Source organism: Flavobacterium sp. T12S277 (assembly GCF_048514875.1).
Taxonomy (GTDB): Bacteria; Bacteroidota; Bacteroidia; order Flavobacteriales; family Flavobacteriaceae; genus Flavobacterium.
In genome coordinates this window covers 33,276-54,166 of record NZ_JBLYEG010000010.1, presented here as the reverse complement: position 1 = coordinate 54,166, position 20,891 = coordinate 33,276, and the positions used below count along the sequence as shown (strand labels likewise).

General features: G+C 36.0%; 22 protein-coding genes. 15 read left to right on the top strand and 7 right to left on the bottom strand.

The window, feature by feature from the left end; translation table 11 throughout:
• Positions 1-210: 210 nt before the first annotated feature.
• Positions 211-918, bottom strand: a complete 708-nt coding sequence (gene pepE, locus ACN1CN_RS14825) for a dipeptidase PepE (protein ID WP_419136200.1) — start codon at positions 916-918, stop codon at positions 211-213.
• Positions 919-1,083: 165 nt separating this feature from the next.
• Here pepE and ACN1CN_RS14820 point away from each other — a divergent pair, with 165 nt between their 5' ends.
• The 7 genes from ACN1CN_RS14820 to ACN1CN_RS14790 all read left to right on the top strand — a co-directional run bounded on the left by ACN1CN_RS14820 (position 1,084) and on the right by ACN1CN_RS14790 (position 7,280).
• The gene (locus ACN1CN_RS14820; protein ID WP_419136199.1) at positions 1,084-1,848 is read left to right on the top strand and encodes a hypothetical protein; all 765 of its coding nucleotides are present in this window, start codon (positions 1,084-1,086) and stop codon (positions 1,846-1,848) included.
• The gene (locus ACN1CN_RS14815) at positions 1,835-2,560 is read left to right on the top strand and encodes a carboxypeptidase-like regulatory domain-containing protein (RefSeq protein ID WP_264522828.1); all 726 of its coding nucleotides are present in this window, start codon (positions 1,835-1,837) and stop codon (positions 2,558-2,560) included. The genes ACN1CN_RS14820 and ACN1CN_RS14815 overlap by 14 nt, the downstream gene beginning before the upstream one ends.
• Positions 2,550-3,299 (top strand): hypothetical protein, encoded by a 750-nt coding sequence (locus ACN1CN_RS14810; protein WP_419136198.1) that lies wholly within the window; start codon positions 2,550-2,552, stop codon positions 3,297-3,299. Before ACN1CN_RS14815 ends, ACN1CN_RS14810 begins: the two co-directional genes overlap by 11 nt.
• On the top strand, positions 3,299-3,805 hold the full coding sequence (locus ACN1CN_RS14805; protein WP_419136197.1) for a DUF6702 family protein: 507 nt from the start codon (positions 3,299-3,301) through the stop codon (positions 3,803-3,805). Before ACN1CN_RS14810 ends, ACN1CN_RS14805 begins: the two co-directional genes overlap by 1 nt.
• A gap of 67 nt (positions 3,806-3,872) precedes the next feature.
• Entirely contained in the window at positions 3,873-6,113 is a 2,241-nt protein-coding gene (locus ACN1CN_RS14800) for a M1 family metallopeptidase (protein ID WP_419136196.1), read from the top strand.
• Between the two features lie 254 nt (positions 6,114-6,367).
• Positions 6,368-6,715, top strand: a complete 348-nt coding sequence (locus tag ACN1CN_RS14795) for a Sec-independent protein translocase subunit TatA/TatB (protein ID WP_264522832.1) — start codon at positions 6,368-6,370, stop codon at positions 6,713-6,715.
• Between the two features lies 1 nt (position 6,716).
• Positions 6,717-7,280, top strand: a complete 564-nt coding sequence (locus tag ACN1CN_RS14790; RefSeq protein WP_419136195.1) for a phosphatase PAP2 family protein — start codon at positions 6,717-6,719, stop codon at positions 7,278-7,280.
• A gap of 355 nt (positions 7,281-7,635) precedes the next feature.
• Here ACN1CN_RS14790 and ACN1CN_RS14785 read toward each other — a convergent pair whose 3' ends face one another.
• The 3 genes from ACN1CN_RS14785 to ACN1CN_RS14775 form a co-directional block, all read right to left on the bottom strand.
• Positions 7,636-8,277, bottom strand: a complete 642-nt coding sequence (locus ACN1CN_RS14785) for an O-methyltransferase (protein ID WP_419136194.1) — start codon at positions 8,275-8,277, stop codon at positions 7,636-7,638.
• Between the two features lie 112 nt (positions 8,278-8,389).
• Positions 8,390-8,722 carry a hypothetical protein gene (locus tag ACN1CN_RS14780; RefSeq protein WP_263362776.1) on the bottom strand — a complete coding sequence of 111 codons (333 nt, stop codon included), beginning with the start codon at positions 8,720-8,722 and terminating at the stop codon, positions 8,390-8,392.
• Positions 8,723-9,162: 440 nt separating this feature from the next.
• Entirely contained in the window at positions 9,163-9,756 is a 594-nt protein-coding gene (locus ACN1CN_RS14775) for a YceI family protein (protein WP_291285816.1), read from the bottom strand.
• 291 nt (positions 9,757-10,047) lie between these two features.
• Here ACN1CN_RS14775 and rlmN point away from each other — a divergent pair, with 291 nt between their 5' ends.
• From rlmN to dnaG, 6 genes are all read left to right on the top strand, one after another.
• Positions 10,048-11,091 carry a 23S rRNA (adenine(2503)-C(2))-methyltransferase RlmN gene (rlmN, locus tag ACN1CN_RS14770; protein WP_419136193.1) on the top strand — a complete coding sequence of 348 codons (1,044 nt, stop codon included), beginning with the start codon at positions 10,048-10,050 and terminating at the stop codon, positions 11,089-11,091.
• A gap of 186 nt (positions 11,092-11,277) precedes the next feature.
• Entirely contained in the window at positions 11,278-12,255 is a 978-nt protein-coding gene (locus tag ACN1CN_RS14765; RefSeq protein ID WP_291285815.1) for a polyprenyl synthetase family protein, read from the top strand.
• A gap of 200 nt (positions 12,256-12,455) precedes the next feature.
• The gene (locus tag ACN1CN_RS14760; RefSeq protein ID WP_264522838.1) at positions 12,456-13,016 is read left to right on the top strand and encodes an RNA polymerase sigma factor; all 561 of its coding nucleotides are present in this window, start codon (positions 12,456-12,458) and stop codon (positions 13,014-13,016) included.
• Complete coding sequence (locus ACN1CN_RS14755; RefSeq protein ID WP_419136192.1) at positions 13,003-13,740, top strand: hypothetical protein; 738 nt, start codon at positions 13,003-13,005, stop codon at positions 13,738-13,740. Before ACN1CN_RS14760 ends, ACN1CN_RS14755 begins: the two co-directional genes overlap by 14 nt.
• 167 nt (positions 13,741-13,907) lie before the next feature.
• The gene (locus ACN1CN_RS14750) at positions 13,908-14,939 is read left to right on the top strand and encodes a hypothetical protein (RefSeq protein ID WP_419136191.1); all 1,032 of its coding nucleotides are present in this window, start codon (positions 13,908-13,910) and stop codon (positions 14,937-14,939) included.
• Positions 14,940-15,066: 127 nt separating this feature from the next.
• Complete coding sequence (dnaG, locus tag ACN1CN_RS14745; protein ID WP_419136190.1) at positions 15,067-17,133, top strand: DNA primase; 2,067 nt, start codon at positions 15,067-15,069, stop codon at positions 17,131-17,133.
• Here the strand turns inward: dnaG and ACN1CN_RS14740 are convergent.
• Both ACN1CN_RS14740 and nadE read right to left on the bottom strand, forming a co-directional pair.
• Positions 17,130-17,759, bottom strand: a complete 630-nt coding sequence (locus tag ACN1CN_RS14740; RefSeq protein ID WP_026730588.1) for a response regulator transcription factor — start codon at positions 17,757-17,759, stop codon at positions 17,130-17,132. The two genes, dnaG and ACN1CN_RS14740, sit on opposite strands and share 4 nt — an antisense overlap.
• Before the next feature lie 93 nt (positions 17,760-17,852).
• Positions 17,853-18,659, bottom strand: a complete 807-nt coding sequence (gene nadE / locus ACN1CN_RS14735) for an NAD(+) synthase (protein ID WP_291285812.1) — start codon at positions 18,657-18,659, stop codon at positions 17,853-17,855.
• A 99-nt stretch (positions 18,660-18,758) separates the two neighbouring features.
• Between nadE and gldB the strand changes: the two genes are divergently transcribed.
• Positions 18,759-19,715: a gliding motility lipoprotein GldB gene (gene gldB, locus ACN1CN_RS14730; protein WP_419136189.1), complete on the top strand. Its 957-nt coding sequence runs from the start codon at positions 18,759-18,761 to the stop codon at positions 19,713-19,715.
• Positions 19,715-20,050 (top strand): gliding motility protein GldC, encoded by a 336-nt coding sequence (gene gldC, locus ACN1CN_RS14725; protein WP_264522844.1) that lies wholly within the window; start codon positions 19,715-19,717, stop codon positions 20,048-20,050. Before gldB ends, gldC begins: the two co-directional genes overlap by 1 nt.
• A gap of 191 nt (positions 20,051-20,241) precedes the next feature.
• Here the strand turns inward: gldC and yihA are convergent, their stop codons facing one another.
• Positions 20,242-20,862, bottom strand: coding sequence for a ribosome biogenesis GTP-binding protein YihA/YsxC (gene yihA, locus ACN1CN_RS14720; protein WP_291285810.1), 621 nt, complete (start codon positions 20,860-20,862; stop codon positions 20,242-20,244).
• Between the last annotated feature and the right edge of the window lie 29 nt (positions 20,863-20,891).

The window sequence follows — 20,891 nt, the reverse complement described above, 5'->3', positions numbered from 1 at the left end:
GATTTTTTATGTTATTCGTTTGAGGATAACTTGTATTCTTTTAGAGAATCCGTTTTTATCAGCGTTTTCGTGAAACGAATCCGCGTTATCTGCGTTCTTTTTGGGTTAGGTAAGGAGAAAAAAAATCCAAATTCCACATCTTTACATCTAATTGATTGAAAAATTGGAATTTGGAATTTAAAAAAATTGGGATTTATAAAGATTGAATTTTTACTTCAGATTACTTAAATCGCTTTCTGTTTCTAATTCTGTTGGAACTTCGTTTTGTAGAAACAAACGAGCCTGCAGGTTTCCTTTTAAGGTAATTTTGTCGCCTTTTACTTCCAGCCAGCTGCCTTCTCGTAAGCCTAAAACCGGAATTGCATTAAAAGCATGAAACTCTTTAATTCTCGTTTCTCTTGTTTCTCCCATGTGTTTCGATTGTAGGTCCGGGTCTAAGTAATGCGGGTTTAGGTTGAAAGGGATTAAGCCCAGGGTTTGAAAACTTGGTGGATAAATGATTGGCATATCATTAGTGGTTTGCATAGACAGACCGCAAATATTACTTCCGGCACTTGTTCCTAAATAAGGCGTTCCGTTTTTTACAGTTTCAGAAAGAAGCTGCATGATATTGTGTTTGTACAATTGGGTAACCAGTAAAAAAGTATTTCCTCCTCCGGTAAAAATTCCTTCTGCATTTTTCAGGGCATCTTCTGCGCTTTCAAATTCATGAATTCCTTTAACAGAAATGTTGATTGAGGCAAAAGCTTCTGAAACCTTTGCGGTATAATCATCATGTGAGATGCCTCCGGGACGGGCAAACGGAATAAATAAGATGCTGGTACAGTTTTTGAAATGAGATTGTAAAGTAGGGAGTAGATACTCTAAATAGCTGCCTTCGTGAAGGGTAGAAGTGCTGGCAATGATAATGCTTTTCATATAATTTAAACTCAGGTTGAACCGGTTAAAGGTATTAAAAACTCTCTTTTTGCAGCCTCTTCGTTGAGTTTAATTAACATATTTTTACCAACTCCTTAGTATTAAATTTGGAGAACATTAAGATATTTTTACAGCTTTAAGAAAAACGCTAAAAAATTGTTATCGATGCATAAGGTTCTCTGTTTTTTGGTTATTGTTTTAGGGCAAATCGGTTGGTCTCAGGCTCAGGACAAGGCTGTTTTAAACGGAAGGATAACTTCTAATGCTACTGATTTGGAAGGAGTTTATGTAATCAATGCCCGGACAGAGGTAATGACAACAACAGCTGCTTCGGGAGCGTTTTCAATAGCTGCCAAGGCGGGTGATGAGCTTGTTTTTTCATCAGTACTATTCAGAGAAAGCAGGGTGGTGTTAACGGCGGAAAACTTTTCGGATATCAATTTTACGGTGAAACTCAATATGGTGATGCATCAGTTGCAGGAAGTCATCATAAAAAATTACAGTAATGTCAATGCTGTTTCTTTGGGAATTATTCCTGCGGGGCAAAAATCATACACGGCAGCCGAACGAAAATTGCGTACGGCTACCGATTTAAATGCGACGGCAAGCGCAGGAGGTATGGTGGGAGCTTCTGTTTCTGCTGATCCTTTATTGAATTTTTTTTCCGGACGTACTGCCATGCTTAAAAAAGAAGCAGTGGTAGAGAAAAAAGAGGCTTTTATGAAGCTTTTAGAGAAAATGTTTACGCTGGAGCATTTTGTGGATCGCTTGAAAATCCCTCTCGAATATGTAAAAGGATTCGAATATTATGCAGTAGATAATGATAAATTCACGGTGATTTTGAACTCTAAAAACAAAACTTCGACGGAGTTTTTATTGGGAGAATTGGCTGTTAAGTATAAAGAAATAATTGCAAGTGAAAATAAATAAAATCATATACATTGCCCTGCTGTTGTTGGTTCAGTTGGGTTTTACGCAGAATAAAACTTCGAAAGAAATTTTTGGACAAATTTTCGAGCAGTCTACCTCGGTTGACGCGGTAAATATTATCAATAATGCAACTCAGGTAACGGCGGTTTCAGATGCAAACGGGATGTTTTCGATTGTCGTAAAAGAAGGAGATGTTTTGGTGTTTTCGGCTGTAAATCTGGAGGGCTATAAAAGAAGGATTACTGCGGAAGATATGAATTCAGCTTTGCTTCGGATTAAAATGACAGCCAAAGAAGTAGAGCTTAAAGAAGTAGTGGTGAATGAGAATGCTAATATTACGGCTGAAAATTTAGGGATAATTCCATACGGACAAAAAAAATATACGGCCGCAGAACGAAAAGTGTATACGGCAACTTCTACTTCGGTAGACAAATTACTCAATAAGATTTCCGGACGAACTGCAATGCTGAAAAAGGAAGTTAATGTCGAAAAGAAAGAGATGCTTTTTAGGAAAATGGAATATCTTTTTGAGGAAAATTATTATACGGATCGATTGAAAATTCCTGTAGCAGATATTAAAGGATTTCAATTATATTGTGTAGATGATGCTGAATTTGCCGTATCTTTGGATACTAAAAACAAAACAATGAGTATGTTTTTATTAACCGATCTAGCCCGAAAATATCTAATAATTCTCGAAAATGAAAAATAGCCTAACTGTATTACTTATAAGCCTGGTTTGTCAAATTGCACTGGGACAAAACTCAAGAAAACCATTGCACGGACAAGTTACAAACAAATCGCTTGCCATTGAAAGCGGTTATGTAATGAACGTAAATGCCAATGTCAGAACCTTTATTGGTTCAGGCGGATTGTTTGATATCATGGCAAAACCCAAAGACACCTTGTTGTTTACAGGATTGGCGTTTCAATCTAAAAAAATTGTGCTGACGGAAAAAGACTGTGCCGAAATTTTGCTTTCGGTACCCTTAAATCTGATAAGCAATGAGCTGAAAGAGGTTTTGGTGCATAAAGATCTTAAAGTGAAAGCACTTGGGGGAGGTTCGCAGAAATATGCTGACATGCAATTTGAGGATGACAAACAGTCTACAGCCAAAAATATTACAATGTATTCCGATCAGACTATTAAGTACGGAATGGATTTCGTGAGAATCTTTAAAGATGTTAAAAAGCTGCTCTCTAAAAATGAGGACGTAAAAGAAGAGGTTATAACCGATATGGCTTTCATCGAATATTCAAGATCTAATTTTAAAACAAATTTCTTCACGGGTACGCTGGGATTAAAAGAAGATGAAATTGAATTGTTTTTAATGTATTGTTCAAATGATCCGGAATCAAGAAAACATCTTGAGCCGGAGCAAAAATTTGAATTGATTGATTTCTTAGTCAATAAAAACAGAGAATTTAAAAAAGTGAAAGTTTCGCAGTAATGAAAAGAAAAGTAATCTATCCTTTACTTGGGGTATTGTTTTTGTCGCTCACAGCTTTTGCATTTCATAAGTTTTATATGGGCGTTTTTCAGGTCAATTATGCGGCTGAAAAAAAGATGATTCAGATTACTTCCCGTATTTTTATTGACGACCTGAATAATGGTATGGAGAAAAAATACCATAAAAAAACATTCGTAGGAACCGATAAAGAAACCGAGGCGGATGTAGAGTTGTTGAAAAGATACCTTTCAGAAAACTTTAGCATTAAAATAAACGGTCAGTCAAAGCCTATTACTTTTTTATCTAAAGAAGTAGAGGCCAGCGATGTTTTGGTGTGTTATTCCCGTATAAAAGACATTGATAAATTCAAAACCATCGAGATTTCGAACACGATTTTAGTGGATTGGAATGCTGAACAACAGAACATTACACACATTACAGCATTTGGCAGTAAGAAAAGTGTTCTGTTTACAGAATCTTCGAGGAAAGAATTGTTAAAGTACTAAATAATATATAAAATTATTATTTTAAATTGTTATTTTCACACCCTGACAAAATTACCATTAAAATTTTATGAAAAAACTTTCATTATTGTTGATTTTTCCTGCGATGCTTATCGCTCAGGACAAAACAGTTGCTCCAAAGCAGCAAGGGAAGTACGATACGAACAAATTCAGCCAGATGTACGATCTGTTAGCTACTCCAAATATGTTTCGTACCGCTTCGGGAGCACCGGGTCCGGCCTATTACCAACAGCAGGCAGACTATAAAATTGATATTGAATTAGACGATAAAAAATCAAGAATAGATGGTTCTGAAGTAATAACGTATTCTAATAATTCTCCTGATGTTCTGGAGTATTTATGGATACAGTTAGATCAAAATCAGGCCAAAGCAAACGGTCAGACCTCTTTGGCGGAAAGTGAAAAAATCAATCCTGTTTTGCCTTTGGATGGATTTTCAAGCAAGTATTTGAAAAAAGATTTAGAGCGTGGTTTTAATATCGTGGAGGTAAAAGACGTCAAAGGAAATCCAATGTCGTATACCATCAATGAAACGATGATGCGTATTAACCTGGCAACACCTTTAAAACCGGGTGAGAAAATTTCCATGGCGATCAAATGGTGGTACAACGTTAATAATTATAGAAAAGAGGGCGGCGGACGCTCCGGTTATGAGTCATTTGACAAAGACGGAAATAAATTATATGTAATTGCTCAGTTTTATCCAAGAATGGCCGTTTACAATGATGTAGAAGGCTGGCAGAACATGCAGTTTTGGGGAAGCGGGGAATTTGCACTGCCTTTCGGTAATTTTGATGTAAACATTACAGTTCCTGCAGATCATATTATTGATGCAACAGGAGAATTGACAAACAGAGCCGAAGTTTTCACACCAGAGCAGGTAAAACGTTACGAACTGGCTCAAAAATCATTTGACAAACCGGTTGTAATTGTAACACAAGCTGAGGCTGAGGCAGCAGAAAAAGGTTTTTCGGAAAAGAAAAAAACATGGAGATTTAGTGCAAAAAATGTACGTGATTTCGGAATTGCTTCTTCAAGAAAATTCATTTACGATGCAATGGCTGTAAAAATAGGAAACAGAGTCGTGATGGCGGAGTCTGTTTATCCAAAAGAGGCAAACCCTTTGTGGGGAGAAACTTCTACAATGGTGGTAGCGCACACTTTAAAAAGTTATTCCGCACACACCTTTGATTATCCTTATCCAAAAGCAGTATCTGTTTCGGCAGAAGATCAGGGGATGGAGTATCCGATGATTTGCTGGAATTATGGTCGTCCGGATGAAAATGGAGTGACCAGCAAAGAAGTTAAAAACGGAATGATTGGTGTTGTAATTCACGAAGTGGGGCATACCTTTTTTCCGATGATTGTAAACTCAGACGAACGTCAATGGAGTTGGATGGATGAAGGATTGAACTCGTTTTTACAATATATGGCAGAACAAGAGCGTGATCCGAGCTTTCCTTCAAGACGTGGTCCGGCAAAAAATATTGTTCCATATATGAGTGGAGATCAGAAATTTTTAGAGCCTATCATGTCTAACTCTGAAACCATTCATCAATTTGGAAATAATGCATACGGAAAACCGGCAACGGGTCTTAATATTTTAAGAGAAGTTGTAATGGGAAGAGAATTGTTTGATTATGCTTTTAAAACATATGCCAACAGATGGAAGTTTAAACATCCAACCCCTGAGGATTTCTTCAGAACTATGGAAGACGCTTCGGCAGTTGATTTAGATTGGTTTTTCAGAGGATGGTTTTATTCTACAGATTTTGTAGATATCGGAATCAAAGAAGTGAAACAATATTATGTTTCTGAAACACCAACAGCAGATATTAAAGATATTAAAGTTAGAAAGGGACGTTTTGGATTTGATAAAGGACCTTTTGTATATTTAGTTGCCGGTGATAATGCTGAAGTAAGCGCTTCAAGCAAAAAAGCTTTAAAAGTGCAAGATGTAAAACTATTGTCAGATTACGTTAGTCAGACTTTTACAGCAGAGGAAAAAGCAAGCCTGAAATCGCCTAAATATTTCTATGAAGTAGAGTTTAATAAACCGGGTGGAATGATTATGCCAATTTTGGTTGAGATTACTTATGAAGACGGTTCAAAAGAGAATTACCAGTATCCGGCTCAAATTTGGAGAAAGAATAATGATACCGCCAAGAAAGTGTATGCCACTGAAAAAACAATCAAAAGCATTCAGATCGATCCGAAATTAATGACCGCCGATATTGATGTAACCAACAATAGCTGGCCGAAAGTAGAAGAAAAATCAAAATTTGATTAAGAATAAGCAAAAAAAGGCTGTCTCAAAAATGAGACAGCCTTTTTTTATATAAATTAAAATCTTTCACAAAGGAACTGTTTTCTTTTGTCTGAAATTGCTCCAGCGGAGCAAAACGTTTGTAGGATATGTAATTTAGCAGTATTCAAAAGCTCTAGCGGAGCGGAAATCTTTATAAACGATTTCTTTTTTTAAGTAAATTTTAAAACGGTCCGTTGCAAAATTTAATATCTTTGTGACACACAAAAATAAAAGATATGTTTGGTATAGGAGGAGGAGAATTAGTTTTTATACTGTTTATAGTACTAATGCTTTTTGGTTCAGATAAAGTGCCTGAAATCGCCCGTACAATGGGTAAAGCGATGGCACAATTAAAAAATGCAACTAACGATATTAAAAGCGAAATTCAAAAGGGAGCTGAGGCTAACGGTCTTGATTCAAGATCACTTACAGATATAACAGGGAATATCAATGCACAGATTAATGATGCCAAAAGTAATCTGATGGGGGACTCTGCTAATTTATTAGGAGATACCGCTACAGAAATAGACAAAGTAAAAGAAGACATTGATTTAATCTCAGGACCTGTAAAACGCCAAAGATAATATGCTTGAAAAAATACAAAAAATAGACACCGAATTATTGGTGTATCTTAACGGTTTAGGTTCTGAAACATACGACAAACTTTGGCTGATTATTACCAGTCAATTGAATTGGACTCCTCTTTTTCTATTGTTTTTTTACTTGATTTATAAAAAGTTGGGAGGCAAACAAACCTTATATTTACTGCTTTTTATAGCGGTTCTGATCACGTTTACAGATCAGGTTACCAATTTGGTAAAGTACACTGTTCAGCGATTGCGACCATGTAACAATCCTGATATCAACACTATTATTCGTGTGGTACAGACCCGACAATCATTTAGTTTTTTCTCCGGTCATGCAGCCAATACTATGGCAGTAGCTACTTTTTTATACTTCATTTTACGAGATCGTATTAAATATTTGGGGTTCCTCTTTTTATGGCCCTTGATTTTCGCTTATAGCCGAATCTACCTGGGATTGCATTATCCGGGAGACATCCTGACCGGTTATTTCGTTGGAGCGCTTTTCGGATCCTTACTTTATTTGGTATACCGTAGGTTGAAACCACAATATTTTCCGGGGTAGTTTTTTTTGGAGGTTCTGAGGGGCTAAGATACTAAGGTTCTAAGTTTTTTTTTCGAGAAAACTTAGAACCTTATTTGTTTAGTGTTTTAATTATTGTGTTGAATTGTCTCTGATAGAATATAATTGAAGGTTCTGAGGCGCTAAGGGTCTAAGTTTTTTTCTTGATTTGTCTCCAGCTTTAGCTGGAGAAATATATTTTTAGAAATACAAAAAGGCTTTAGCCGAATTAAACTGCATTTAATTCGGCTAAAGCCTTTTCTTCAATCTTATGCTATCCTTCAGCTAAAGCTGAAGGCAATTCAATCAGCCATAAAAAAACTTAGAACCTTAGCGCTTCAGAACCTTAGTTCCTTTCCTAAAGCACCCTGCTAACCGTCAACCCATCACGAATAGGCAATAAAACTGTTTCGACTCTTGGATCATTTTTCAGGAGTAAATTGTACTCTAAAAGCACTTTGGTGCTAATGTCATTCGGATGAACCGGTTCCAGTATTTTTCCACTCCATAAAACATTATCGGATAAAATAATACCGCCTTTGTTCATCTTCGGAACAATCATTTCCCAATAATTCAGGTAGTTTTCTTTATCGGCATCAATAAAAACCAAATCAAACTTAACATCCAGAGTCGGAATGATGGTGATAGCTTCACCCAAATGTTGGAAAATTTGTTTCCCCCAGGGAGATGCGTCAAAGTATTTGCGTTGAAAGCCTACTAATTCTTCTTTGATGTCAATGGTATGAAGTTGTCCGTTTTCCTGCATTCCTTCACACAAACACAAAGCGGCATAGCCGGTATAAGTACCAATTTCAAGAATATTCACGGGACGAATCAATTTAGATAACATGCTTAACACACGCCCCTGAAAATGTCCGCTAAGCATTCTTGGTAGCAGTATTTTCTGGTAGGTTTCTTTGTTAAGTTTTGCTAATAATTCCGGTTCATTCTCAGAATGTTGTTCGATATAATCTTCGAGGTCTTGTGAAATAAAATGCATCTTGTAGTATCTTCTAAATTTGAGTGTAAAAATACAAAAATATCGGTTCGCTTTTGGGTATAAAAAAACCATTCGTTGTTAGCGAATGGTTTCGTTTTAGAATCAGAAGGGACTATTTTTTCAAAGCGTCTTTAACTTCTTTGGCAGTTTTAACAGTTCCGTCTTTAGCGGCTTTGGCTGCATTTTCTACTTTTTCAGCGCCTTTTTTAGTCGCGTCTTTTACATCTTCAGCTGCTTTTTTTGTAGCATCTTTTACGTCTTCGGCAGCATTTTCTGTTTTGCTTACAGCACTGTCTTTTACTTCTTCAATATCTGTGGTTAAAGAGTCAACCTTGTTACCAAGAGTTAATTCTTCTTCTGCAGGTTTTGGTTCTTTCTTTTCGCAAGATTGAACACCGAATGCTAATAAAGCGATAACAGCCAGACTTAAGATTTGTTTTTTCATAATGAATTGATTTTTTAGATTGATAAAATTTAAAGGTTATAAAGCTGAAAAATAAAGATACACATTTTAAAATTGTTGAGCTCTTTGTAAGATTATTTTCCTTTTGAGTCCAAGACAATTCTCGTGCCAAAAATTTAAGTTTTGAAAAGTTGCACTCGTTTTTTTAAGGAAGTTTACTTTTAGAAGGCAAGCGTATGCTACTGTTCCTTTAATTCTAATCGACGGCCTTTAAATTATTGTTTGATAAACTCGTTGATGAGTAATTCATAGAAAAGATTTAACACATAGAAACATAATAGCTCTTAGGGGCAAAAAAGGGAACGAAAAAGTATATTTCTTTCACATAAAAAAGTAGGTGTATTTAAATGAAGAGAGATACCTTGTTTTTATGAATACAAAACGGTTGTTGCTATGTGTTAAAATCTATTACACTGAACGGCTTATTTAACCACTAAAACATTTTCATTTTTTACATAATCAGTTAAGGTAATATTGAAAAGCACGGTTATTTCTTTACCGGCTCTAACAACTCCAAGAGCCGCTGATGGGGTTGTCATTTCAAAATCAGCAAAAGTCATTCGGTTGGACCCTTGTAATGTAAAAGTATCATTGTTGTAGGTTGTTATCCTTACCTGGGTTCTGTAATCCTTGCTCACGCCAGCGATGGTATAGGTTCCGGTAAGAATCCAGGTGGATTCGTTTACTTTCTCGGCAGCTTTTAAGACATACTTGATGTTTTTGTATGTTTTGGTTTCGAGCGTTGCATAAGCCACATCATCCATGCTGCCTTTGCTGCTTTTTATGCTTTCTGCTAATAAGGAAACTGTTAGATTTTTAATATCTGTTATTTTCGAATCGGTAACAGTCAGGTAAGCGCTGCCGGATGCTTCTGATGATTTCATTACCCAATCGTGTATGTTGGAGGTTCCTGCAACTTCGAAAGTTGATTTGGATAGGGTATATTTTCTTTGAGCGTTTACTTGTATTGCTAATGTGATGACTACTGCGAATAAAATTGATTGAATCGTTTTCATTTGTACGTGGTGTTTATTTAGTTAAATTTAAACTCAGGTGATAATTCAGCTTGGTTTTTATAGCGAATTACTTTCTTTTTCTTAGATCAAATTTATCACGAACGAATGGCAAAAGAACTGATAAAAATCATGGTAAAGATTTTATTTAAAGCTTATAATAGAAAGGAAAAATGAGCTTCCTCAGTAGTGTTTGGTAAAAAAAGTTTCAAGAAGACCTTTTCGGTTATTGATTTTTAAACAAGAATGACTTTAAAAACCCAAAAAAAGGACAAAAGTGATTAACTTTGCAGCATGCAAATGGAGAAAAAAGACATACGAGCCTTATCAAAAGATCAGTTACGCGATTTTTTTGTCGCTAATAATGACAAAGCTTTTCGTGGAAATCAAGTCTATGAATGGTTGTGGAGCAAAGGAGCGCACAGTTTTGATGACATGACCAATGTAGCCAAAACAACCCGTTCTATGCTTGAGGATAATTTTGTAATCAATCATATTAAGGTTGATACGATGCAGCGCAGCAGCGACGGAACGGTAAAAAACGCTGTTCGTTTACACGATGGTTTAGTGGTAGAATCGGTATTGATTCCGACAGAAACCAGAACAACTGCCTGTGTTTCAAGTCAGGTAGGATGTAGTTTAGATTGTAATTTCTGTGCTACTTCACGTTTAAAAAGAATGCGAAATCTGGAGCCGGGAGAAATCTACGATCAGGTTCTTGCTATAGATAAAGAGAGTCGTTTGTATCACAATCACCCCCTTTCGAATATCGTTTTTATGGGAATGGGAGAGCCTTTGATGAATTACAACAATGTAATCAAAGCCATTGAGATGATTACCTCACCGGAAGGTTTAGGGATGTCTCCGAAACGTATTATGGTTTCGACTTCGGGAATTCCGAAGATGATTAAAAAAATGGCCGATGATGATGTAAAATTCAAATTGGCGGTTTCACTCCATTCTGCGATCGATGAAGTGCGCGCACGAATCATGCCTTTTAGTAAAAACTTCCCGCTGGCTGATTTGAGAGAATCACTGGAATACTGGTACAGAAAAACCAAAAATAAAATTTCGTACGAATATGTAGTCTGGAAAGGTATCAACGACGACAAAGCTTCGATTGATGCTTTGGTAAAGTTTTGCAAATATGTTCCGTGTAAAGTCAATCTGATCGAATACAATCCGATTGATGATGGCGAATTTCAGCAAGCTTCAGAAGAATCGATACTGGCCTATATAAAAGCACTCGAAAATATTGGCGTAGTTGTAAAAGTACGTCGCAGTCGCGGAAAAGATATCGATGCGGCTTGTGGGCAGCTGGCCAACAAAGAGGGATAGATCGAGTTTATTTCAGCAAATAAACAATACAATTGATTTTTTTGCCAATATCGTTTCAATCCTAAATTCAAATCGGACTTAATAGAATGTTTCGCCCCGTTTTTTTACATTAGTGTATAAATTATTGATATACTAATGTAAAATACACGGGGTTTTTTTATTTAAAATAGTATATTTGGGATCGAAATGAATATTACTTCTCAAATAAAACAGCCCATTTTTAACGAGATGGAACTTTTTGAAAAAAAGTTCCATGAATCGATGACCTCAAAGGTGGCTTTGTTGAATCGTATCACCTATTATATCGTAAACCGAAAAGGGAAACAAATGCGTCCGATGTTTGTTTTTCTAACCGCTAAAATGGTTTCTGAAGGTATTGTAAACGAGAGAACGTATCGTGGTGCTTCTGTAATTGAGCTTATTCATACGGCTACTTTAGTACACGATGATGTCGTAGACGATAGTAACCGTCGTCGTGGATTTTTCTCCATCAATGCACTTTGGAAAAATAAGATTGCCGTTTTGGTTGGAGATTATTTACTATCCAAAGGGCTTTTACTCTCTATAGACAATGGTGACTTTGATTTATTGAGAATCATTTCTGTCGCTGTTCGTGAAATGAGCGAAGGTGAGCTACTTCAAATCGAAAAAGCCAGAAGACTCGATATTACCGAGGAGGTTTATTACGAGATCATCCGAAAGAAAACTGCAACACTTATTGCAGCCTGTTGTGCACTTGGGGCAAAATCGGTAATTGAAGACGATGCTCAGGTCGAAAACATGAGAAAATTTGGTGAGCTTATCGGAATGGCTTTTCAAATTAAAGATGACTTATTTGATTATAGCGAAGAAGCCATAGGTAAACCAACCGGAATCGATATTAAAGAGCAAAAAATGACTTTGCCTTTAATTCACGTATTAAATACTTGTACCCCGCAAGAAAAAAAGTGGTTGATAAACTCCATCAAAAACCACAATAAAGACAAAAAACGCGTCAAAGAAGTTATTGCTTTTGTAAAAGGGAATAACGGATTGGCTTATGCCGAACAAAAAATGGTGCAATTTCAGCAGGAAGCACTTTCTTTATTAGAGAACTTTTCGGATTCTGAGTTTAAAGACGCCCTTGTTTTAATGGTAAACTACGTTATAGAAAGAAAGAAATAATCTTTTTTTAATTAAATAATTAGGAAATTTGTTAATTAGATAATTGATTTACTTTGTTGTAAATCAGTGACTTAATTGTGTTTGTTGGGATTTGGAATTTTTTTTATTGAATTTTTTTCTATTCTCATGCAACCATTTTAAAACGTTATGCGTCTATGCTAATAGAAGTCTGTTACTAAACCAAAACCAAATGCTTATTAATGAAAATTATTCACCTACATCAGGAAGAAACTGAAATTATAAGGTTGGCAGTCGATAATAATCGACAGGCACAACAGCAAATATACAGTCGGTTTTCTTCAAAAATGTTAAGTGTTTGTCGACAGTATATAAAAGACATTCAACTGGCAGAAGATGTAATGATAACTGCTTTTATGAAAGTGTTTACAAATTTAAGCAGATTTGAACATAAAGGAAGTTTTGAAGGATGGGTCAGGCGAATTATGGTGAACGAATGTATCTCTTATTTGAGAGTTCAGAAAAAAGTAAAATTTAGTGAAGAAGAAATTTACATCGAAGAAAGTTTCAATGCAATTGACAGCCAGTTTTCGATAGATCAGATTCAGTTTTTAATTGATGCTTTGCCCGACGGTTATAAAATGGTTTTTAATTTATACGCCATAGAAGGATACAAACACAATGAGATTGCCAAGATGTTAGGGATTAATGAAGGGACATCGAAATCGCAATTATCGCACGCCAGAAAGATGCTGCAAACACAAATTACAATTTTAAAAAGACAAGATAATGGAACCGAATAATTTTGAAAAGGATTTCCGTGAAAAACTAAATCAGCGTAAAATAGAACCAAGCGACAAAGCCTGGGATCGATTGGATGCGATGCTGAGTGTTGCTGAGGACAAGAAAACAACGATTGACCTTCGTTCACGACAAACCGGGAAAAAGAAATGGATGTATGTTGCGGCAAGTTTGGTTGGGTTTTTACTGGTTGGAACCTTCTTCTTTAATCAGAAGAAAAATGCAGACCAAACACCAAAAGAGGCAATTGTCATTGAAGAAAATGCAAAAAAAGATTCTGTTGTACAACCGGCTTTAAATATACAGGAGGCGGTTAAAGATGCAGTAGCAATTTCAAAAGAAAAAGAAGTTAAGAATGCAATTAAACCAGAAAACCATCAAATTTCAAAACCATATAAAACCATTAAAAATGAATCAAATCAAATAGCGGAGTCTTCAATCATCATCAAAAACAATCCCAAAAAACAATCAACGCTTACCCAGACCTTAGTTGGGGAGCAGCCTAAAAAAGAAACGGTAGAGCAGCTGTTGCAATCGCCAGAAAAAACGGTTGTCGCTGAAAATTCGGTCAAACCAAAATCAAAACTAAGAGTCAATGCCAGTGACTTGCTGAATCAGGTCGATGGCGAACTGGAACTGTCGTTTCGTGAAAAAGTAATTACAAAAGTCAATAAAAATTACGAAGCGGTAAAAGTGGCTTTGGCCAATCGAAACCAGCAGGAATAAAGTTTCAAGACCCAATGCGGAGCGCTCGGGTTGGGGGAAAATCAAAAAATCAAAAATCAACATTCATAATTCCGACAGCTGTCGGGCAGGCTTTTAATGCCAATTCCGAATCAAATTAATAAAGTATAAATCATCAATCAACAATCAATTTTAAAAAGAAAACAGTCATGAAAAAATTTACCATTCACCTCGTTATTTTAGTCTTCTTATTTGTGAGTAAAGTACTCGGACAGGAGACTTTTGAATCAAGAGCTAAAAAAATAGCCCATAAAATAGAAAAGGTTACCAAAGAAGAAAAAGAAAATTTGAAAGTAGAAGTTGAAGCTGTAAATGTGCAATTATCCGAAGGGAAAATTACTCATGAGCAAGCGGACAAGCGCAAAAAAGAACTGGCAGAAGCCAGAGCGGTAATTATCGAAGAAAAAGTAACGGCAGCACAAAACGAACTAAGTGATCTGGTACAGCAAAAAGTTGACGGGAAGATCAAAGAACAGGATTCTTCACGTATTTATACCATTCGCTGGAATACGAAACGCTGGAGTAAAGATTCTATCCACGGTGAGCGAAGAACCACATCACAATTTGTATTTGCAGCAGGATTGAATAATATGATGGTTGATGGTAAATTACAGGATTCTAAATATAGGTTTACAGGATCGCATTTTTACGAATGGGGTATTACCTACAACACCAGGTTAATGAAAAACGATAACTTGTTGCATGCCAAATACGGATTGTCTTTAATGTATAATAATATTCGCCCGAGAGATAATAAATATTTTGTAGTCAATGGAAACCAGACAGAATTGCAAACCAATGCGATTCATTTAGATGAATCCCGTTTTAGAAATGTGTACATCGCAGTGCCAATTCATTTAGAGTTTGACTTTTCAAGACCAAAAGTAAGCAACGGAAAAACCTATTTCAGAACCCACGATAGCTTCCGTTTTGGAATCGGAGGTTATGCAGGAATCAATGTAAAATCAAAACAAATTCTAAAATACGATCAGGACGATTTAGATTATAAAACCACGATTAAAGGAGATTATAATGTCAATAATTTTATTTACGGATTGAGCTCTTACATTGGATACAAAGAAATGAGCTTGTATGTAAAGTATGATTTGAACCCATTGTTTAAAAACAATACAGTAAAAGAAAATAATATTTCATTGGGGTTAAGATTTGATTTTAATTAAGAATACAATTGATTAGTTAGTGAGAAGAGCGTTTCGAAAGAAGCGCTTTTTTTTGTTTAAAATTGCCTGATTTCATGGGGGATTTGTGTACTTTTACAGACTTCAAATTTTATAAATATTTTACGTTTTGATTTCACAAAGTACAATTGATTCTGTTTTTGAAACTGCTCGTGTAGAGGAGGTTATTGGTGATTTTGTTAATTTAAAACGAGCCGGAAGTAACTTCAAAGGCTTAAGTCCGTTCTCAGATGAGCGCTCTCCGTCGTTCATGGTATCACCTGCAAAAGGAATCTGGAAAGATTTTAGTACCGGAAAGGGAGGGAATTCAGTCAAATTCCTGATGGAACATTCACAGTTCACCTATCCCGAAGCGATTCGATACCTGGCGAAAAAATACAATATAGAAATTGAAGAAACGGAGCAGACCGATGCTGAAAAAGCGATGACTGATGTCCGTGAAAGCATGTATCTGGTTTCGGAATTTGCTAAAGAATATTTTCATAAAACACTTCTCAATTCAGAAGAAGGAAAAGCAATTGGACTTTCTTATTTTAAGGAAAGAGGTTTTACCAATGAAACCATCAGAAAATTTAGCTTAGGTTATTCGCCGGAAACCTGGGACGCCCTTACCAAAGAAGCTTTGGGTAAAGGATACAAACTGGAGTTTCTGGAAAGTACAGGTTTAACAATCGCAAGAGAAGATCGTCCGTTTGACAGGTTCAAGGGGCGTGTTATGTTTCCTATTGAAAGTATGTCGGGGCGTGTTTTGGGTTTTGGAGGACGTATTTTAACAAATGATAAAAAAGCGGCAAAATATTTAAACTCTCCAGAAAGTGATATTTACCATAAAAGTAAAGTGCTTTACGGAATTTTTCAGGCAAAACAGGCCATTGCGAAGCAAAATAATTGTTATTTGGTTGAAGGGTACACCGATGTTATTCAGTTTCATCAGGCCGGAATCGAGAACGTTGTGGCTTCATCGGGAACTGCTTTAACACCAGATCAGATTCGTTTGGTCAATCGATTAACGCGAAATATAACCGTTCTTTTTGATGGGGATGCTGCCGGATTACGAGCTTCTGTTCGAGGAATCGATTTGATTCTGGAAGAAGGTATGAATGTAAGAGTTTGTGCTTTTCCCGACGGAGAAGATCCGGACAGTTTTGCGCGAAAAAATTCGCATGATGATCTTGTTGCTTATTTAGAAGAAAACAGTAAGGATTTTATACAGTTTAAAGCCTCTCTTTTGATGAAAGAGGCTAAAAACGACCCTATAAAAAAGGCCGATCTGATTCGGGATATGGTCAATAGTATTGCTAAAATTCCGGATCGTATTCAGCGTGAGGTTTATACGCAGGAATGTGCCAGAATTATGGATATTTCCGAGCAGGTTTTGGTGAGTACTTTGGCGCAGCTCATCCAAAAGGATATTGCCGAAGTCAATAAAAAACAAAAGCAGGAACAAAAGCCTTTTGAAGTTTTCAGGAATCAAAGTCCAAAAAATACCGGATATTCAGGTGGTGATCCCGATGATCCAAGAACTGGACCGCCCGAAGATTATTATCCGGGAGAGCCGGGGTTTGCTCCGCAAGAATCGGCTGAAAAAGTGGATATTTTATACCGTTTAGAACGTAAAGTAATTGAGATTCTATTGCTTTATGGAGACAAAACGGAAGAATTTGAAGATGTACTTTTAAAAAACAACGATGAAGGCGAAGTTGTAATGGTCTCTGAAATGAGAGAATACAAAGTGTATGAGCGTATTTATTTGAGTTTACAGGAAGATGAAGTAGAGCTTTCAAACAATTTGTTTCGTGACATCTTTACCGATTTAATTGGGTTTTACAATCAGAATGAAAAATTCAGTCTTGAACAATATTTAATGCGTTTGCAGCCTGACTTTGCTCAGGAGGTTACGGATATTTTAATGGAAGATGAAAAGTTAGCCCTGCACGATTGGGAAGGTCAGAACATTTTTTCTAAAATGAAGCACGAAACCATTGCGCAGTATGTTACTGAAACGATTATGTCGATGCGTTGGTTTTTGGTTGATAAAATCATCCATGAATTAAAAAGCTCTATAAAACCTGATAATTCAGATAATACAGAGCTTTTGTCTATGGTTGTCGATTACTCAAAATTAGTTAACTCATTCTCGAAAAAACTGGGTAGAGTAATGTCGAGATACCATTAAATAATTTCTAAAGTCTTAGCTTTGTTTACTAAGTCAACTAAATTAGTAACATTTAATTTAGTCAATAATCTTAATTTGTAAGTACTGATTGTTTTTTCGTTCAGATTTAAGATTTTAGAGATTTCATTGTTTTTCTTACCATCACTTAAGTAACGTAAAACTTCGATCTCGCGATTTGAAAGTTTTCTGTACAAACGCTCGCTTTTGCTTTGTTTCGCAATAAGGGCCATGTTTTTGCGTACTGTTTCGTTGATGATAATTTTTCCTTCGTGTACCTTAATAATAGAAAGACCTAAAGTTTCAAGTTTTTCTGTTTTGTGTACGTAACCGGAAACTCCTGCTTTGATAGCATTTGGAGCATACATTTGTTCAGCGAGGTCACTAAAAATTACAATTTTTGTTTTTGGGAAATTTTTCAGGATGGATTTTACTTCAAAAATACTTGAAAGCCCTTCCAGTTCCAGATCTAGGATCAGGATGTCGATTTCTTTCGTTTGAAGGATATCTCTAACCATTGAAAAATTGCCGACGTTGGCAACAATTGAAATTTGATCGTGGTCTTTAAAATAAGACTTAACGCCAAAGTGAGTCACAGGATGATTGTCTGCAAGACATACTTTAATCATAATTTTTACCTTTTTTAGAATTGTTCATGTTTTTGGAACTGTAAAATTAATAAATAAATTCTGTAATTAATTGCAGACAAATGTTAAAAAGTATTATTTTAACGTTTTTGGTATGATACAGACCGGAATTGGGTCCATTTTATGCTTGTTGCTGGTGTTTAAACGTTTATAAATTTCAAAGACAATTTTCTCTCTTCCACTCAGATCAGCTCCCGTATTTCCTGACTCCGAGGTCAACATTGCCCATTCAAGTTCGTCATAACTGGCGCCTAATTGGTCCTCATCAGTACGGTTGTCGCCAAATAATCCATCAGTAGGAGCTGCGGTTAAAATTGACTCCGGAATTGTTAAAAATGCTCCTAAAGCGTATACATCTGACTTCATTAAGTCGGCAATTGGACTTAAATCGACTCCACCGTCTCCATATTTAGTGTAAAATCCTACTCCAAAATCTTCTACCTTGTTTCCTGTTCCTGCCACAAGCAAACCATGAATTCCTGCTAAATAATACAAAGAAGTCATTCTTAAACGGGCACGTGTATTGGCCAACGATAAATTTACTTTTGCTTCGTCATTTGTTTGAGGTACAGCACTTTTAAAAGCCTCAAAAGTGGCGGTTAAATCGGTTTCTATACTCGAAACATTCGGGAAACGTTTCTGAAGCTGCTCAATATGCTCTCTTCCTCTTGAAACCTGATTGGCGGCCTGATGAATTGGCATTTCGACACAGAGGACTTTTAAACCCGTTTGCGCACATAAGGTAGAAGTGACAGCAGAGTCAACTCCGCCTGAAATTCCAATTACAAAACCATTAACTTTTGCCTGGGTAGCATAATTTTTTAACCACTCTACAATGTGGGCGTTTACTTTTTCTGTCTGAATGGTACTTTTTTTAGCCATAATAATTCAAGATTTAAGATACAGGGATGTATATTTGTACAAATATTTTTAAGCGCAGTTTGCTTAAAATATGAGCAACACAAATCTAATTAAAATAAAATGAAAATATATCGCTTAGCAGTGGTTCTGTGCTTGTTTTTTTTGTCCTGTGATCAAAAAAACAAAGTCGAAAAAGCAGTAGAAGAAATTCCGGTTGATATTAAAGTAGAGCGTTTTGACAAGGTGTTTTTTGAGACCAAACCAGAGGATTTGGCTAAAGTAAAAAAACAATATCCTTTTTTCTTTCCGGCAGGAAATGACGACAATATCTGGCTGAAAAAAATGCAGGATCCAATCTGGAGAGAAGTTTATACGGAAGTTCAAAAAAAGTACAGCGATTTTGAGCCGGTACGCAAAGAATTTAATGCGCTTTTTCAACATGTGAAATATTATTTTCCTAAAACAAAAACGCCAAAAGTAATCACCGTAATTGGAGAAATGGATTATAATGCCAAAGCGATATACGCAGACAGTCTGGTAATTGTAGCGTTGGAATTGTATTTGGGGAAAGAGCATAAGTTTTATGAATTCCCAAATTATCTGAAACAAAATTTCGAAGAGAGACAAATTATGCCCGATGTGGTTTCGAGTTTTGCTTATCGAAACATTCCGGCCTTTCCGGATAAAAATTTAGTTTCTCAAATGATTTTTGAAGGAAAACAATTGTATGCAAAAGATTTACTGCTTCCGGATTATACCGATGCTGAAAAAATTGGTTATACCCCCGAACAGATAAAATGGAGTCAGGAAAACGAAGCGTATATGTGGCGCTATTTTATTGAGAATGAAATGCTGTACAGCGACGATCCAAAACTAACAGGCCGCTTTATAGCACCGGCACCATTTTCTAAATTCTTTTTGGAAATTGACAATGATACACCGGGTCGAATAGGAGCCTGGCTGGGATGGCAAATGGTACGGTCGTTTATGAAGAATAATAACGTAACTTTGCCGGAATTATTAAAAACAGAGTCAAAGGTAATCTTTGAAAAATCAAAATATAAACCTAAGAAATAATGTCAGATACAATAAAATCAGAAATTAGATTCAATATAGAATTAGATCAAAACCGCGTTCCGGAAAAATTATCCTGGACTGCAAAGGACGGCGGAGTAGAAGCGGAAGATGCAAAGGCAATTATGTTGTCTATTTGGGACAGTAAAGCCAAAGAAAGCATGCGTATTGATTTGTGGACAAAAGATATGCCGGTAGATGAAATGAAGATCTTCTTCCATCAGACTTTGGTTGCAATGGCAGATACTTTCAAACGCGCTACAGACGACGAGAAAATGTCAGATACCATGAAGGACTTCTGTGATTATTTTGCAGAAAAACTGGATCTGACTAAATAGTTGAAATTCCAATATTAGAAATCTCAAATTCCAAATTCCAAATCCCAAATTCCAATTGTTAAAACTTGGAATTTGGGATTTCTTTTATCAAAAAAAAACAGTAGTTAAAATTCCAATATAAAAAAATCCCAAATCCCAATTGTAAGGTTGGAATTTGGGATTTTTTTATTGATTCTTTTGGGATTTGGAATTTAAAACCCCGAGTTGTTTTTAAAAACCTCCTGATTTACTTCGTCGATATATGCTAAAAGGTCTTCTTTTCCGATGGCCTCGGTAGACGAGGTTACGAAATATTGAGGCATTTCGGCCCAGTTATTGGCGAACATTTGTTTTTTATAGGCTGCAATATGAGAATCGATTTTTACTTTGCTGATTTTATCTGCTTTGGTAAAGATGATGCAAAACGGAATTTCGCTTTCTCCCATATACGACATGAATTCGATGTCAATTTTTTGCGCTTCATGGCGGATGTCAATCAAAACAAAAGCGCAAACTAATTGCTCTCTGGTTTCAAAATAATCCGTGATAAACTGTTGGAAAACAGATTTTGTTTTCTTGGATACTTTGGCGTAGCCATAACCCGGTAAATCGACAAGGAACCAATTGCTGTTAATCTTAAAATGATTGATTAACTGTGTTTTTCCAGGTCGTCCTGATGTTTTTGCTAAATTTTTATGATTGGTAAGCATGTTGATCAAGGAGGATTTACCTACGTTTGATCTTCCGATAAAAGCATATTCTGGTAAAAATTCCTGAGGGCATTTTGATACTTCAGAATTGCTGACAATGAATTCGGCGGTATTAATTTTCATGTTTTTTGTTTTTAAAACCTCCTAAAAGT

Bases quoted from the DNA above. Each gene is read 5' to 3' on its own strand.
- pepE (WP_419136200.1), bottom strand. From the start codon at position 918: ATGAAAAGCATTATCATTGCCAGCACTTCTACCCTTCACGAAGGCAGC.
- ACN1CN_RS14820 (WP_419136199.1), top strand. From the start codon at position 1,084: ATGCATAAGGTTCTCTGTTTTTTGGTTATTGTTTTAGGGCAAATCGGT.
- ACN1CN_RS14810 (WP_419136198.1), top strand. From the start codon at position 2,550: ATGAAAAATAGCCTAACTGTATTACTTATAAGCCTGGTTTGTCAAATT.
- ACN1CN_RS14805 (WP_419136197.1), top strand. From the start codon at position 3,299: ATGAAAAGAAAAGTAATCTATCCTTTACTTGGGGTATTGTTTTTGTCG.
- ACN1CN_RS14800 (WP_419136196.1), top strand. From the start codon at position 3,873: ATGAAAAAACTTTCATTATTGTTGATTTTTCCTGCGATGCTTATCGCT.
- ACN1CN_RS14795 (WP_264522832.1), top strand. From the start codon at position 6,368: ATGTTTGGTATAGGAGGAGGAGAATTAGTTTTTATACTGTTTATAGTA.
- ACN1CN_RS14790 (WP_419136195.1), top strand. From the start codon at position 6,717: ATGCTTGAAAAAATACAAAAAATAGACACCGAATTATTGGTGTATCTT.
- ACN1CN_RS14785 (WP_419136194.1), bottom strand. From the start codon at position 8,277: ATGCATTTTATTTCACAAGACCTCGAAGATTATATCGAACAACATTCT.
- ACN1CN_RS14780 (WP_263362776.1), bottom strand. From the start codon at position 8,722: ATGAAAAAACAAATCTTAAGTCTGGCTGTTATCGCTTTATTAGCATTC.
- ACN1CN_RS14775 (WP_291285816.1), bottom strand. From the start codon at position 9,756: ATGAAAACGATTCAATCAATTTTATTCGCAGTAGTCATCACATTAGCA.
- rlmN (WP_419136193.1), top strand. From the start codon at position 10,048: ATGCAAATGGAGAAAAAAGACATACGAGCCTTATCAAAAGATCAGTTA.
- ACN1CN_RS14765 (WP_291285815.1), top strand. From the start codon at position 11,278: ATGAATATTACTTCTCAAATAAAACAGCCCATTTTTAACGAGATGGAA.
- ACN1CN_RS14760 (WP_264522838.1), top strand. From the start codon at position 12,456: ATGAAAATTATTCACCTACATCAGGAAGAAACTGAAATTATAAGGTTG.
- ACN1CN_RS14755 (WP_419136192.1), top strand. From the start codon at position 13,003: ATGGAACCGAATAATTTTGAAAAGGATTTCCGTGAAAAACTAAATCAG.
- ACN1CN_RS14750 (WP_419136191.1), top strand. From the start codon at position 13,908: ATGAAAAAATTTACCATTCACCTCGTTATTTTAGTCTTCTTATTTGTG.
- ACN1CN_RS14740 (WP_026730588.1), bottom strand. From the start codon at position 17,759: ATGATTAAAGTATGTCTTGCAGACAATCATCCTGTGACTCACTTTGGC.
- nadE (WP_291285812.1), bottom strand. From the start codon at position 18,659: ATGGCTAAAAAAAGTACCATTCAGACAGAAAAAGTAAACGCCCACATT.
- gldB (WP_419136189.1), top strand. From the start codon at position 18,759: ATGAAAATATATCGCTTAGCAGTGGTTCTGTGCTTGTTTTTTTTGTCC.
- gldC (WP_264522844.1), top strand. From the start codon at position 19,715: ATGTCAGATACAATAAAATCAGAAATTAGATTCAATATAGAATTAGAT.
- yihA (WP_291285810.1), bottom strand. From the start codon at position 20,862: ATGAAAATTAATACCGCCGAATTCATTGTCAGCAATTCTGAAGTATCA.